This is a genomic window from Planococcus plakortidis (assembly GCF_001687605.2).
GTDB classification, from domain to species: domain Bacteria; phylum Bacillota; class Bacilli; order Bacillales_A; family Planococcaceae; genus Planococcus; species Planococcus plakortidis.
The window spans coordinates 2312456-2327368 of record NZ_CP016539.2; the positions used below are offsets into that span (position 1 = coordinate 2312456).

A 14913-nucleotide genomic window follows, 5' to 3' on the forward strand; every position below is an offset into this window, starting at 1 on the left:
TATTGACTATAAACCTCAACATTCATTTGAAAAACATCCGTATATCTTGTTCATTTGTAGAACAAATTTACCAACCGGGGTATCGTTTTGTCAATCTAATAATCAGAAAAAAATAATATTTCTTCCTATTTAATATGTTTTACTTCTTTTTAACCCGGAGAGCATAGGGTGAAGACAGACATCATCCCATTTATTCTAAGGAGGCAAAGACCCATGGCAGTACCTACGAAGCAAGCGGTTCCCGATATCTTCTTTACGCCCGAATGGAACACGGCATATGCCCGACACGAAGGAGGCGAATTTCACCAATTCGAATGGAAAAGCGCACGCGGGCATATCATCTATCCTTTCATCAAACGGCCGGTACCGCTTTTGGAAGGGTGGTTCGATACGATCACCGCATTCGGCCAAAGCGGCCCTGTCATACTCCATGCCGAAGAGGGCCAGCGCAGCGCATTGGTCGACGAGTTCGATGCAGCATTCCAGGATTTTTGTGAACAGCAGCATATCGTTTCCGAATACATCCGTTTCAGTTCCTGGGTCAAGAATGCGGAAGATTTCTTTCCGTTATACGGTTTGGACATGCGCGGCATCGTCATGTACATCGATTTGACGGTCGACGATCCTTTCCGCTACGAATTTTCTTCCGCTGCCCGCCAGCAAGTGCGCCGGGCGTTAAAAAACGGCGTCACGGTGGAATATGATTTCACGGGAGAGACCTTGGACGATTTCTGCCGGCTATACGCCCTTACCGCTGACCGCAATGAGTTTCCGGATCATTACTTATTCGATCCCGACATGCTGAAGGAATCCTTCCGGCATCTCGAAGGCAAGCAATTCCTGCTCAACGCAAAATTCGACGGCAAGACCGTCTCGTCTGCATTGATCGTCCACCATGGCGATTATATGCATTATCACCTGGTCGCGAATGACCCCGAGTATTTCCGCTGTGCCGGCAATTCGTTGATCATGGCGGAAGCTTGCCGTTACGGAAAAGAACACGGTTTTTCCGAATTCCACTTGGGCGGCGCTTCGACCGAAGCCTTATACCGCTTCAAACGCCGCTTCACCAAGACCGAACCCCTTGAGATCCTCACCGGCAAGCGCATCCGCAATAGTGGCATATACGGCAGGCTGACCGAGCTGAAACGGCTCCAATGCGGCATCGAAAATACCGGCCACTTCCCTTTATACAGAGGATGAAAAAAAGCGCCTGACCCGCATTTAGGGTCAGGCGTTTTTTTGTGACGCTAAAAAGCAGCGGGAATCATGCCCCGCTGCCTTCAGCCATATTTTACGGGATCTTCACTTTTGCCGGCTGGAACCGGGCCATGATCATATCGCTGCCGTCTTCAGAACGGATGTGCAGCGTCCTATAGATTTGTTCGATCGTTTCCAGGAGGGCTTGCTGGGATTCCGCGACCACATTAAAGCGGCCGAACATTTGCGAATAGGAGCCCGTCCGCTCGATCGTCTCGCCTTCAGACCTGTTAATGACGCAGGAAACGACTTCCGGCATCGCTTTCACTTCCTCCAATCCCCTGATGTCCGCAATCCTTCCAGGGCCGAGCAAGATCGGCAAATTGGCGGAAGGATGGGGCATCGGGGCCCCGTCGAATTGTTCGATCGGATGCTTCGCCGTATCTTTGCCGACCGAAAAGTCGAGCATCATCTCCAGTAGATGGACGCCTGTCTGTTTCTCGATGATGTGATAATGCTGCTCGCCACTGAACCGGAAGCCCATTTCGTACACATAGATCTTGCCGCCATCGTACAGCGTCTGGATAAACACCAAGCCATTAGTGATGCCGATATTGCGGATCATGTCGCGCACCGCCGGATCGACTTCTTCGATATATTTCTGTTGGTGCTGTGAAGGGAATAGCATCGCCACAGGGAGCGGCGGATGTTCTTTGGACTGTTTATGGGTAAAGCGGTCCGTGACGGCAGTCAGGACGAGATGGCCATCCCGCGCGGTATAGAACGCCTGGACGCCGATCTCCGAATCAACAAAGCGCTCGAGAATGACCTTGCCCGACTTTGATTCCCCGACTGCCTTTTCGACCCCCTTTGTAAGTTCTTCTTCCCGGTAACACACTGTAATCCCTTTGCTCGCGTAGCTATCGACCGGCTTGACGATAACCGGAAATTCCACCGGCGGAAGCTCGAGATCTTGTGCCGGGTCGCATTCGTATTCCTCGATGACCGGCACGCCGAATGTCCGGCAATAGTCCTTGAAACGGTCTTTATGCGAAGTGACTTCAAGCTGTGCAGGCGTCGCATAGAACGGCAAATGGAGCGTCTTGCACAGGGTGACTGCATGCCAGGTGTTGATATCGTCAAAAGCGGTAAACACCCCATCGACCTGTTCCTTCCTGCCGATTTCAGCAAGCTTCTGGATATCGGCAGTACTGATGTCATACGACTGGTCGGCAATTTTCTTCGCTGGCGAACCGGCCATATTATCGGTGACGATCGTATAATAGCCCATGCGTTTGGCCGTCTCGACTACATTGACCATATGGAATGTGCCGCCAAGGATCAAAATTTTCTTTTTATCCATCCTAAACCCTCCACTTCGCAGTATTTGTACGCAAAAAGCATAAGTCCTAATTCAAAATAACTAATTCACTCCATGACTGTAATACAAAAATACCAACTAAAAACAGAAAGGTCAATAAAAATCTGAAAATTCAGGTATAAATTCTCCTTTAACTTAAAGGTGTCGTATGCGAAACCATCCAACTTTTATCGCTTCTATTGTAGTAAGCGGTAATTTTATAGCCGATTCCCGCCGGTGCGAGCACGCCTTCGCTGCCCGGGCGGTTATTGACTTTGGCGTTATCGCAGACAAGCCGCACTTCCTGGCCGCCGCTATGTTCGACGAAAATCTCCACTTCTTCGCTGAATTTATGTGTCGGTGCTGGCGGCAACTTGACGGTTTCCGTTTCTGATGCGCCGTTTTTCCTGTTGACAGTGATCCGCGGCTCGTCTTTCATATCGAGCGGCGAACGCCCTCCTTCCGGCACGTATTGATGCAGGCGGCCATTGTAAAGGATGCTCGTCGTATCATATTGGTATTCTTCGTTGTATAAAGACGTAATGGAAGCGAGCCCATCCCCCATGCCATCACGCGGTTTCGCAAGGAGCGGTTCGATGATGCTGAGCCCCGCTGCATAATCGAGCAAGACATTCGCGTAGCCGTTGTTCTCGAAGTAGCTATGATTGATGCTGCCGGAGTATGCAGGTGTCGTGTTGATCGCGCCGCTGCCGATGTGGATGCCTGCGATGCCGTTCGAATCGAAGTTGCCGCCCTGGATGTGGTGGCCATAAAGCCCGCGCACCATCAGGCCGGTCGCTGCATTGCCGACGAAATGGCAATCATAAATCCCGTAGACGTTATTGTCGCTGCCGCGGTCCGTCTGCAAGCCACAGCCAAGATGGATCTTATACGGCGTCCCCGGTGAAATCGTCTCTTTCAAAGGCGGCGACACGGTGATGCTGCGCGGGCCGACTTCATCGATATGGTAAACCGAGCCTTCGCCTTTTCCTACTTTAAAATAAGCGCCGACGTGGACGTCCCGTGCTGCGGGGTCGAGCTTCATGAATGAAATATTCGTCCCTCTCCCCGAAGCGCCACTGCCTTCGATCACCGAGCCGTTTTGGGAAAACTGGCACAGCCGGTCGAACACGCAAAGGTTATTATTGCCTTCTTCCAGGATCTGCAACCCGTGGACAGCCCCCCACATGAATGCGGCTCCTGAGAATAATTTATCGCGGACGTCACTGGCGACCATACACACTTTCACGAGTTGTGTGTAGCCGTTTTCGGGATCGGTCCCCATGAACTGGATGCCTTTGACCGACCCGCTGCCGCCGCGCATGCGCACCAGATAATCCATCGGCTCGGACGGTGCGATTCGCGTCGTCTCCGAACTATGCCCGATCCATGAAACAGTCGCGCCCGCTCCCCATTCCGGCACCTCTATAGGTCCGCTGATGCGATACAAGCCCGGCGGAAAGAACAGATTGCCGCCTTTTAAAGTGCCATAGGCGGCATCAACCGCTTTTTGCAGCGCTTTCCGGTCATCGGCTTTGCCGTCTCCGATTGCCCCATACGCTTTCACGTTGAATAATTGGTCCGCCGTCTTTTTCGGGCTCCACATTTCGCGGACGATATCTTCTTTATTGCGCGGAGGCAATTCCTTGTCTCTCGCCTTTTTCCAAAATGCCATGATTGTGCCGCCCCTTTACTTACTGAATGTCGTACGACGATTCTACCTGCTATATGTTAAAAATCGGTTAAAAAGTTTCAAAAGAAAAAGCAGTCCCTTATCCGGCTGCCTGCCGGCGGGAACTGCCCGATCCACTCAATTTGTTTCAAGATTCGGCGCATGGCCTTTCATCAATTCCATCTGTTCGATGAGCGCCGCTGCCATTAGCACTTTCTCTTCTTCGAACGCTGGCCCCATGATCTGCAAGCCAACCGGTAGGCCTTCCTTCACGCCCACCGGAATGCTGAGTGCCGGCAAGCCGGTCAGATTTCCAGGACCCGTAAAGCGGATCACTTCATCCAGGAAACTCAACTCCTGCCCGTTGACATCCACCGTCTGTGAACCGATCGGCGGCGACAGGAACGGCAAGGTCGGGCTGATCAGCACATCGACGCTTTCAAACGCCGCGGCAAATTCCAAATCGAGCTTGCGCCGGATTTGCTGCGACTGCACATAATCGACGCCGCTCATCAATTCGCCGACTTCCAGCAAAAAGCGCACGTCTTCGCCGAACTTCTCCGGCGATTTCAATAAATTCGCATGATGCACGGCGCTCGCTTCCGTCGTGATCGTCACGAGCTCTGCGAATTCCGCCTGCTTCAAGGAGGGGATGCTGACAGGCTTGATCACCGCACCAGCCTCCTCCAATTGCTTCAACACGAGCCGCACTTGTTCGTCCACGCGGCTGTCGACGTTTTTGAAGAAATATTCCTCTTCGATGCCGATGGTTAAATCTTTCACATCACCTTCCAACAACCCTGAGAATTTTTTCGCCGGCCGGTCGACCGAAGTCGGGTCTTTCGGGTCGTAACCGCTCAATAATTCCAATAGCAATGCCGCATCGTACACCGTCTTCGTCATCGGCCCGATGTGATCGAGCGACCACGCGAGCGGAAAGCAGCCGTATTTCGAAATGCGCCCATGCGTCGGCTTGAGCCCGATGATGCCGCAGCTTGACGCCGGGATGCGGATCGATCCGCCCGTATCCGTCCCGAGCGAGGCAATCGCCATATGCGATGCCACTGCAGCACCCGAGCCTCCGCTTGAGCCGCCTGGGATCTTCGTCAGGTCCCACGGGTTCTTGCACGGCCCGAAATGCGGATTGGTCGTCGTCGCGCCCCATGCATATTCGTGCATATTGAGCTTGCCGGTGAAGGTTACGCCTGCCATCTTCAGTTTCGAGACGACCGTCGCATCGAATCCTGCCACGAAATCGCCATGGATGCTCGACCCCATCGTCGCTTTCTCATCCTTAAAATAGAGAATGTCTTTCAGCGCCATCGGAATCCCGTGAAGCGCGCCGCGGTAATTGCCGCTCTGGATTTCCTGTTCAGCCTGCGCGGCAGCTTCAAGCGCTTGCTCTTTTTGCACGGCAATATACGCATTAATCTCCCCGTCATACAAATCGACGTTCGCCAATACCTGTTCCGTCAACTCGACAGGCGACAGCTGTTTCGACTGGATAAGCGGCGCCAGTTCGCCGATGGACTTCTGTGCCAGTTCATTGCTCATTTCTGCTCACCTCCCGGCACATGCGTCAAAGCCATATCCAGGTCTTTCAATTGTTCCTGGTTCACCGTCTTGCGCAGCTCCTCGAATCCTGCCATTTGGCCGGCGAGCATTTCCTTATGATGTTCCGGGACGTCAATGCCTTTCCTCTCCAAAACTTCGTGAATGTCGAACGCCACATGAATCCCCCATTCCTGAATTTTTTCTGAGGTGTAGGTCCTGCTGATTACCGACAGTTTACCATTCTTGGCGATTAATTAACAGATTGTTCTGAAAGTTGATGGTTTGTATTTGGAATTAAAAGAAGCGATAGGAAAAGCTTTCGCTTTTCGACTGCGTTGCAGGGGCACGCTTTCCGGAGGGCTCGCATTGAGCCGCTTCGTCGCTGCGCTCCTGCAGGGTCACAATTGTCTCGTCGCTACGCTGCTCCTCCCGGAGTCGGCCCCTTCCACTCCGTCTTTAGTTTTAGAGTGGAAGATAAATTTTTCAATCCACTCAATACAGAATATAAAAAGGCATCATACTTTGTATCTCCAGACATCGTGACCGAAATATTTGTAATTGCTAGTCCTAGGCCGCCAACAGATTTTTCGATTCAAGCCTCTATATGCCAGGTGGTATGGGCCGGGAAGCGATTTCCCCGCTAGCCGGCAACTCCATATAGAAGTAGATTTAGTTAAACACACCCGAATTGACGAAGTCTTTTAGCCGACCGGCGTTAAGGGTGAGCCGATGCCGAAAGACAGGCGCTCTTACTGGCTTTCGGCAAGAGGCCAACCCAAAGCCAGGAGGCGACTACCAAAATGAAGCTTAAATGGCACTCAGGAACAATTCCACTATTAATACCCTGCATGCTTCCTTTAATTCTGCCCTGGAAAACCCTTCAGCAACCAGCCAGCAACAAAAAAGAAGACACAGCCGAAGCCGCATCTTCTACCAACTACTATTTATTTCGCCGTCACGCCGCCGTCTACCGGTAGCTCGATACCCGTGATGTGGCTCGCTTCGTCTGACGCAAGGAACAGCATCGCATTGGCGACTTCGACTGCATTCCCGAGTTCAGGAAGCGCGATCTGCGCGAGGAAATGCGGGCGGAACTTTTCGCTTTCCATGTATTCCGCACTCATCGGTGTCACGATATAGCCGGGATGCACCGAGTTGACACGGATATTATGTTTCCCGTAATCGACAGCCGCCGCTTTCGTGATCGACCGCACTGCGCCTTTTGAAGCCGTATAGACGCCGGCCCCCGACATGCCCGTCAACGCCGCAATCGATGACACATTGACAATCGAGCCTCCGCCGTTTTCGATCATGTGGGGAATGGCCAATTGCATGCCATACATGACGCTGTTCGTATTGACCGCAAATCCTTTCGAAAAATCGTCTTCTGTCTGTTCCATGAAATCTTTTGCGACCGAAATGCCTGCGTTGTTGATGAGGATATCGACTTTACCAAAGGATTCCACGGTCTTCTCGATGACCGCTTCCCAATCCGATTTTTCGGCCACATTCTGCTTCAATGCCAACGCTTCAAAGCCCGCTTCGCTTACTTCCTGCGCCACTTTTTCCGCTGCTTCCAAATTGATGTCCGTGGCAACGACTTTCGCCCCCTCTTTGGCGAACAAGCGTACAGCCGCTTCGCCCATGCCAGATCCCCCGCCTGTGATGATGGCTACTTTGTTTTCCAATCTCACTTTAATCACCTCAAATTAAATTTTGATAGTCTGACTATCAATTTATTTCAAGTATACTCCCATGACTTCATTTCATCAATTAAAGCGCTATACTAAAAGCAAGGAGTGAAACTGCCATGCCATCAAAACGACAAGAAAACAAGCAATTGCAGACCGATAAAATCGTCGAAGCCGCCAAAGAATTGTTTACGGAACGCGGGCTGAACGACGTGCAAATGAAAGACATCGCCGAACGGGCAGGTGCCGGCGTGGCGACCGTCTTCCGCTATTTCCCGAAAAAGGACGAACTGATCGTCGAAGTCGCCATCCGCTCATTAGACGCCGTAGAAGCCGAATTCCGGCGCATCATTTCCTTGAAAGCAAGCGCATTCGAGCGGCTGGAACTATTGCTTGATACCTTGCTCGACGCACAAAAAGCCGAGCATTATAAATCCGCGCGTTTCCGGGAAGCGTTCGAGAGCTATGCCTCGTTCCGCACAGAACCGCTGCCTGCAATCGGCCGCTATCTTACAAGACAGCGCCAGATCATGGATTTGCTTGAACCGCTCATCGAGGACGGCCAGCAAGACGGCTCGATTAATGGCTCCATTCCCGCTAAACCGCTAATTGTCACCATCATCAACAGCTATTCGAGCTTCACGAACAACGTCGCACTCAAATCGTCTATATCTTACCTGGACCGAGACATCCAACCCGAAACCCAACAGCAAGTATTGAAGAAAATCCTGCTCGACTATTGCAGAGCTTAATAAGGAATCAAAATGGACCTCTCCCTTTTTCCAGTCCAGCAATTAGGCCCACCTGCCATTTCCTAAACCAATCATTATTACATGCCATCATAGGGAAGCGATTCCCCCGCTAGCCGGCAACTGGGTAAAGAAACAGATCTACTTAAACACACCTTGCCCAACGAAATCTTTCAGCCGCCGAGCGTAAAAGGGTGAGCCGACGCAGCAAGACAGACGGTCTTCCTGGCTTGCTGCCAAAGGCCAACCCAAAGCCAGGCGGCGGATACCAAGCTGAAGTACAGCCAAATCACTAAAACACTTCAACACGCCAACTCCCACTCTCTGCTCCAAACACATCCCAGGAAGCGATTCCTCCGCCATCTTCATTCAAACAAAAAAAGACGCAGCCCAGTGCTGTGTCTTTTCGTATTCAATATAAAACCGGCGCATGGAAAAGCCCGTTCGGCTGCTCCAAGTACTTGTCCCATACCCTTGCCGCCTTGTCTCCAGGAAGCGGCCGGCTGAAATAATAACCTTGGCCGATGACTTCGTATTGCCGCATCAAGGTCACTTGCTCGATCGTCTCCAGCCCTTCCACGACCACTTCCGCGCCCAGGTTTTTCCCCAGTTCGATGATGGTCGCCAGGATCGCCATGCTGCGGTCGCTGCCGAGCACTTCATCGACCAAGGATTTATCGATCTTCAACGTATCGATTTGGATATTCTTGATTGCGTTGAGCGAGGAATAGCCTGTGCCGAAATCATCGATTGCCAGCTTGACGCCGATCGCCTGCAATTCTTCGACCAACGCGGATGAGGCATCGAGGTCGATCATGACACTTTCGGTGATTTCAATTTCCACATATTCGGCAGGCACATCCGTTTCCGCCAAAATGCGCGCTACTTTTTCAGCAAACTGGGTGTCCAGGAATTGCTTGGCCGACACATTGACCGAGACGCAAATAGCAGGGCGCCCCTCTTTCTGCCATGCTGCCAGTTGAAGGCACGCTTCACGCAGCACCCATTCCCCGATGGAATGAATCGCCCCGCATTCCTCCGCCACGGGAATGAATTCGGATGGCGCAACAGCGCCGAGTGCGGAATTCCAGCGCAGCAAGGCTTCGAACCCGATGACGCGGCCGCTCACCAATTCCACTTGTGGCTGGTAATGGACCGAAAACTCGCCGTTTACCAAAGCCTGCTGTAAAGCTGCCGTGATTTCCTGCTTGCGGAGCGAACTGTCCAAAAGCTCCGGGGAGAAAAATTCATAGTTCTCCTTGCCGGCGCTTTTCGCCATGAACAGCGCAAGATCGGCTTGCTTGATCAAACTTTCCTCATTGAGTTCCGCAATGCTTTGGCAGCTGACGCCGAGGCTGATGCCGGAAGCGACCGATTGCTCCCCGATCTGGATCGGCTCATGCATCACCTGTAAAATGTTTTGGCATAACTGTTCTAGATAAGATTTTTTCGCATTCGGCACCGCAAAGACGAACTCGTCCCCGCCGAGCCTGGCGAGTGGGACGGTTTCCGGCAGCACCGATTTCAAACGTTCGACAATCCTTTTCAGGAATTGGTCGCCCCCATCATGGCCGATCAATTCATTGATGGATTTAAAATCATCGAAATCGAGCAACACGACACCGACCGACTCGATGTTCCCGTCCGCCGGGTCCATCAATTCGCGAAAATGGGCAAAGAACCAATGGCGATTCGGGACGCCCGTCAAGTGGTCGGTATAGGCGAGTGTGCGGAATCGGCTTTCGCTGTCTTTCACTTGCCGCAACAGGCCGGCCTCTGTCTCGAACGCATTCAAATCGACCAATGCCAGATTCACCGCTGACAACAGCAGCAAAGTCACGGCGAAAGCCACAAACACTGCCGTACCGATGACCCAGACACCACCCGCTGCCGCTTCCGGAAGAGCCATATTTGTATAGAAGGTATTCGTGGACGTGTAATGAAGCAAGGTGAGCACGAGCCCCAAGAGAGCGGCGCTCCCGAAGCGCTGTTGCTCCGTCACTTGTTTTGCATTGGACTGCAATACGAAGCGGAAACCGAAATAGCAAATGCCCAGCACCATAACCGCCGACAATAGATAATAGCCTGTGGAAATCGCCCAGAAGCGCACGTCGAGTACGCCCGCTAATCCCAGGAAATAGGCCGCCTTCACGAAAAACGCGGTAATCAGCACATGCTTCACCATGTCATGCCGGCTGTGAATGCCCTGCGGGAGGATCTTCAGGACGTAGGCCGCCAGTAAACACGCCGCAAGCAGCGACAAGGCAAGCAGCCAAAAACGCGGTAAGAACCGGTATTCTGCCATGAACGTCAGGATACCGATCACTTGCATGGAAAAAAATCCGCTGCCAAGCGCCAGTATCGCAAGCAACCTGGAGCGTGTGTCGACAGCCGCTTTCCGCTTATTGACATATTCGATCATAATGAGGACCGTATAGCTTGTCGCGACCGAAACGATGATGGATAAAATGGTTAAACTAATATGCGGAAGCATAGACATGGATTCCCCCCTGACTTGGCAAAAGTATGTATGCCAGATGGCAGCAGCAACGCATATAAAACGAAAAACTTCATTTAAAGGACTTTTTAACCATCAATAAAACTAGTTAATGATTCTTAAAACTCTTTTTATTGGAATATAGTAAACATTATACCTGTGATTCCCTTCTTTTTACATAGACATTAATACCCGCCCATTGCCACAAATATTTATTACTTCAGCTCAAATCAGTACTTCCCCCCTGAAATATACCCATGTTTTTTCGCCAATTTAAAAACGCCGCTGCAGCAGCGACGTTTTCCTTTCCTATTTGTCGGCATCATCCGTTTTCTTCTTCAATGTCACCGTCATCCCGGCTTCTGCTTTACCGGCGATGATGAATTGCAATGGCCCGCTCGTTTCAATGCCCCCGACCACATTCAATTCGATCGTTTCGACTTCAAAGCCATCGAATCCAGAAATTAATTGTTCCAGGTTCTCCCTGGAAATCGGCTTATATTTGCCTTTTATACCGGTTGGCTTCGGACTGCCTTCCTGTTTTCTTTTGCTAGTGGCATCGGACCCGCGACTCTCTTGTGAACCAAAAATATAATTGTCCAAGACACTGGAATCAGGAATATTGTTTTGCTGAAAAAAAGGGATCCAGATAAACGGCTCTTGTGCTTCGCCCAAAATCGCTCCTCCTTTCGCTTCGTTGCTTACTGATGTATTCCATATTTTCTGCCAATTTCCTGCCGCGGGGTGACCAATGGACATTTTTCCCTTAGAATGGAGAGAGACACATCAAAACGCATCAAGGAGGAAATGGGATGGCAACTTTAAGCGATATCGCCCTAGCTGACGATTTAGGGCAATTTGAAATAAAGGAAATTTACGGGGCGACCCACCAGCTCCTGCAGGAAATGCAGCAAGCGAAAGCCGAAGCGTTCCCTGGCCGCATCAACGCCATGATCAATCATTTGAAGGAGCGCCTCCAGGGCAAAGCGGCTTATCCACTGGCCGTGCTGCTGGAGACTAGCTATTTGTCGATCCAGCACCAGCTGAAAAAAGACTGGAACTCCGACTTGAAACAGCGCCAATTGTATCTATACGACAACACGATCGAAACATACCGCGGGCGCATCCCGTCGAATGTCTGGAACCAGGTGTGCCTGAACTATGCGGAAACGCTCGTCCACACGGGACGCTCGATTGACGCACAAGCAGTGCTCAAAGAAATGGTCAAAGACGAAAACGACCCGTCCTATCAGCGCCTGAACGGCGAATTCGGCTGGACCTTGATTTTCTATTCGACTTTCCTGCCGGTCAAAGCAGAGCGCCTCAGCGCACTCGAAAAAGCGCTCGATCTGTTCAAGACGGCCAAAAACGACATCAAAGACGAGAAAGGCCAAGCGCTTTACGATGAGCGCATCAAGCTCGCCGAAAACATGATCGAACAACTCGGCGATGTGGATCCCGTGAAACTCGCGCAGCAGCCGGAACCGACAGAGGACGAGCAACGCTACCTGGACTGGTGCGCCGAGCAGCAATTATTCCTCAACAGCGGCAACGATATCGAACCGGATACGATGGCGAAGCGCGATCTTCCGCTGCGCATCCAGAACAACGCGTTCCTCGGCAATTTCCTGGACTCGTTGACGCACGAATTCACGGCGATGCGCCGTTCGCTTTACCTCGCCCTGAACAGCGAAGAAGTCGCGGACGACCATAAGATGGACGGCGACAATACGCGCTACACAAAGCGCAATGAAGACCTGAAGCAAGTCTATCGCCAAGCCTATACTTTATTCGATAAAATGGCGTTGTTGCTGAACCAGACGATGCAGCTCGGCGTCGAAGAGCCGCGCGTCAATTTCCAGCGCATCTGGTTCGAGGAGGAAGACTTGAAAAAACCGCTCAAGCCGTTTGTCCAGAACACGAAAAACGATGCCTTGAAAGCTTTGTACTGGCTGTCGAAAGAAGTATATGGCTATGAGAAATCGGATGAGCAAAGCCTGTTCGTGAAAAAAGCCTTGCACATCCGCAACCGCATCGACAACAGCTATCTGCAAGTGGTCGAAAAAGCGGAGCCGTTCGAAAAGGAAAACGCCCGCGCCCAAAGCCACCACATCACGGAAGCCGAACTTGAGCGCATGACGCTCGCCATGAGCCAAAAAGCGCGCAATGGCATGATGTATTTGCAGTTCGCCTTGGCGATCGGCAAGAAATAAGCAAACGGAAAGCCGTGCAGTTGATGCTGCACGGCTTTTTATGTGTATAAATTATTGCCCATATTGCTGGATGGCGATGGCGACTTTATAGCTTGCAAACTCGCTGATGTCGTTCAGGAACTCGTCCAGTTCCTGATGCGTCGGGAAATGGCATTCGATCAAATAGCAGCCTTCGCCGCTCGTCTTGAAATAACGGCTGACGGTTTCTGTCCGGCTGTCCAAGTCGTCGAGAAACTTCTGGTGGCGGGGTTCGTGCATCATGGCCGTCACAAAAGCGTGCACAGGATAGCCGAGTTTTTCTTTTGGCACACGGATCGTATAGCCATCGATAATCCCTGCTTCCTCCAATTTCAAGACGCGCGCAGCGGTCGCCTGGCCGGTCAAATGTACTTTTTCGCCAAGCTCCTTCATCGTCATGCGGCCATTCTGGGAAAGTTCATGCAAAATAAGTTGATCTATCGAATCCATTGCCAGGTCAATTCCTTTCATTAATCAAGTGAAAACGCCAAAAGACCTTCACGAGGCCATCGTCTCTATCGTGAATTTCAGTATATACTAGGGTCACACCTCATGAAAGGAGTTCGAATCATGAAAATCGAACAAATCCGCAACGCCACTTTACGCATCCAATACGCAGGCAAGCATTTCCTCGTCGACCCATTTCTCGGCGACAAAGGAAGCTACCCGCCATTCCCGAATTCCGCACGCCAAGATCAAAACAATCCTTTGTCGGAATTACCGGTTTCAAAAGTACAGCTCGTCGAAGGCATCGATGCGCTAATCATCACCCATCTTCATATGGACCATTACGATGAAGCGGCCAAAGAATTCCTGCCAAAACACTTGCCGCTCTTCAGCCAAAACGAGGAAGACGCACAAGTGCTCCGTAACGACGGCTTCACGAATGTCAATGTCCTCGGTGAAGATACGGGCTTCGAAGGCATTTCCTTAATCAAGACACAAGGCGAACACGGGCGCGGCGAAATCCTGAAAATGGCAGGACTAGTGTGCGGCGTTGTCTTTAAACACGAAGACGAAAAAACGCTTTATGTCGCAGGCGACACCGTTTGGTATGCGGGCGTCCAACAAGAAATTGACGCTCACCAGCCGGAAGTCATTGTCCTGAACGCAGGCGACAACCAGTTCCTAGAAGGCGGCTCGCTTGTCATGGGCAAGGAAGACCTCCTACAAACGCACAAAGCAGCACCTCAAGCGACATTGATCGCGAGCCACATGGAAGCCGTCAACCACTGGACCTTATCGCGCGAAGAACTAAAAACCTTTGCAGCCGAGCAAGGATTCTCTGATAAATTGCATGTTCCACAAGACGGCGAAGCATTCGAATTTTAATCGTCAAAAAGCCAGGAATCTAAATTCCTGGCTTTTTCCTATGCAAAGATTAGACGATCGACGTAGCACGTTTCTCCTTGCCGCAGCGCTTGCAGCGATACCAGCGCATTGGGGGAACTTCTTCAACCCGCTCCTGGCGCTCAAAGTCATGGAACCCGATCCGGCACAGCCAATGCTTCTCGCCGTTCCCCGCAAGCTGCGCAATGGCCAACATCACCAACCCGCCGACAATGAAATAAACCGCAAATCCCTCCAAAGGCGCCAACAGCTCAGCATCCGCAAACAACAAGATGATTCCCATCAAAATAATAAAACCTGCTATCGTTTTCACAAACTCACTCCTTTTGACAATCAACTATATATTAATTTATTATGGAATTTATTTACATATAACTATAAATGAAAACGAATTCGCCTTTCTCTTTTAATATTAGAGATGAAGCGGAAAACGGCGACTCCGGGAGGATTAGCGAGACAATTGAGACCTGCAGGAGCGTAGCGACGAAGCGGCTCAATGAATGAATGAGCGAGGTGAACCGAGTCCATTCATTTGCGACGCATCTGCATGCAGATGTGGGAGCACAAGGGTTTAGCCCTCCGGAAAGCGTCCGTTTGTAGCGGAATCTC

At 51.2% G+C, this 14913-nt stretch carries 13 protein-coding genes; 4 read left to right on the forward strand and 9 right to left on the reverse strand.

All coding sequences use genetic code 11. The annotated features are described in order from the left end of the window. The first annotated feature begins 213 nt into the window (after positions 1–213). Positions 214–1203, forward strand: a complete 990-nt coding sequence (locus BBI15_RS11665) for a GNAT family N-acetyltransferase (protein WP_068869722.1) — start codon at positions 214–216, stop codon at positions 1201–1203. A 91-nt stretch (positions 1204–1294) separates the two neighbouring features. Here the strand turns inward: BBI15_RS11665 and BBI15_RS11670 are convergent, their stop codons facing one another. The 5 genes from BBI15_RS11670 to BBI15_RS11690 all read right to left on the reverse strand — a co-directional run bounded on the left by BBI15_RS11670 (position 1295) and on the right by BBI15_RS11690 (position 7480). Continuing rightward, positions 1295–2563: an ATP-grasp domain-containing protein gene (locus BBI15_RS11670; protein WP_068869723.1), complete on the reverse strand. Its 1269-nt coding sequence runs from the start codon at positions 2561–2563 to the stop codon at positions 1295–1297. Positions 2564–2711: 148 nt separating this feature from the next. Next, complete coding sequence (locus BBI15_RS11675; RefSeq protein WP_068869724.1) at positions 2712–4235, reverse strand: right-handed parallel beta-helix repeat-containing protein; 1524 nt, start codon at positions 4233–4235, stop codon at positions 2712–2714. Between the two features lie 135 nt (positions 4236–4370). Then, a complete protein-coding gene (locus BBI15_RS11680; protein ID WP_068869725.1) occupies positions 4371–5786 on the reverse strand; it encodes an amidase in 1416 nt (471 codons plus the stop codon). Beyond that, the gene (locus tag BBI15_RS11685) at positions 5783–5962 is read right to left on the reverse strand and encodes a hypothetical protein (protein ID WP_068869726.1); all 180 of its coding nucleotides are present in this window, start codon (positions 5960–5962) and stop codon (positions 5783–5785) included. Before BBI15_RS11685 ends, BBI15_RS11680 begins: the two co-directional genes overlap by 4 nt. 768 nt (positions 5963–6730) lie before the next feature. Continuing rightward, positions 6731–7480: an SDR family NAD(P)-dependent oxidoreductase gene (locus tag BBI15_RS11690; RefSeq protein WP_068869727.1), complete on the reverse strand. Its 750-nt coding sequence runs from the start codon at positions 7478–7480 to the stop codon at positions 6731–6733. A 116-nt stretch (positions 7481–7596) separates the two neighbouring features. On the opposite strand from BBI15_RS11690, the gene BBI15_RS11695 reads away from it, so the two are divergent. After that, positions 7597–8229 carry a TetR/AcrR family transcriptional regulator gene (locus BBI15_RS11695; RefSeq protein ID WP_068869728.1) on the forward strand — a complete coding sequence of 211 codons (633 nt, stop codon included), beginning with the start codon at positions 7597–7599 and terminating at the stop codon, positions 8227–8229. 409 nt (positions 8230–8638) lie between these two features. Here BBI15_RS11695 and BBI15_RS11700 read toward each other — a convergent pair whose 3' ends face one another. Both BBI15_RS11700 and BBI15_RS11705 read right to left on the reverse strand, forming a co-directional pair. Continuing rightward, positions 8639–10726, reverse strand: a complete 2088-nt coding sequence (locus BBI15_RS11700) for a putative bifunctional diguanylate cyclase/phosphodiesterase (RefSeq protein ID WP_068869729.1) — start codon at positions 10724–10726, stop codon at positions 8639–8641. Positions 10727–11032: 306 nt separating this feature from the next. Beyond that, positions 11033–11398, reverse strand: a complete 366-nt coding sequence (locus tag BBI15_RS11705; protein ID WP_068869730.1) for a hypothetical protein — start codon at positions 11396–11398, stop codon at positions 11033–11035. Positions 11399–11535: 137 nt separating this feature from the next. Between BBI15_RS11705 and BBI15_RS11710 the strand changes: the two genes are divergently transcribed. Continuing rightward, entirely contained in the window at positions 11536–12936 is a 1401-nt protein-coding gene (locus tag BBI15_RS11710) for an LA2681 family HEPN domain-containing protein (protein WP_068869731.1), read from the forward strand. A gap of 51 nt (positions 12937–12987) precedes the next feature. Here BBI15_RS11710 and BBI15_RS11715 read toward each other — a convergent pair whose 3' ends face one another. Further along, entirely contained in the window at positions 12988–13404 is a 417-nt protein-coding gene (locus BBI15_RS11715; protein ID WP_068869732.1) for an Lrp/AsnC family transcriptional regulator, read from the reverse strand. Positions 13405–13524: 120 nt separating this feature from the next. Here BBI15_RS11715 and BBI15_RS11720 point away from each other — a divergent pair, with 120 nt between their 5' ends. Further along, on the forward strand, positions 13525–14286 hold the full coding sequence (locus BBI15_RS11720) for an MBL fold metallo-hydrolase (protein ID WP_068869733.1): 762 nt from the start codon (positions 13525–13527) through the stop codon (positions 14284–14286). A gap of 49 nt (positions 14287–14335) precedes the next feature. Here the strand turns inward: BBI15_RS11720 and BBI15_RS11725 are convergent, their stop codons facing one another. Beyond that, positions 14336–14617, reverse strand: a complete 282-nt coding sequence (locus BBI15_RS11725; RefSeq protein WP_068869734.1) for a hypothetical protein — start codon at positions 14615–14617, stop codon at positions 14336–14338. Between the last annotated feature and the right edge of the window lie 296 nt (positions 14618–14913).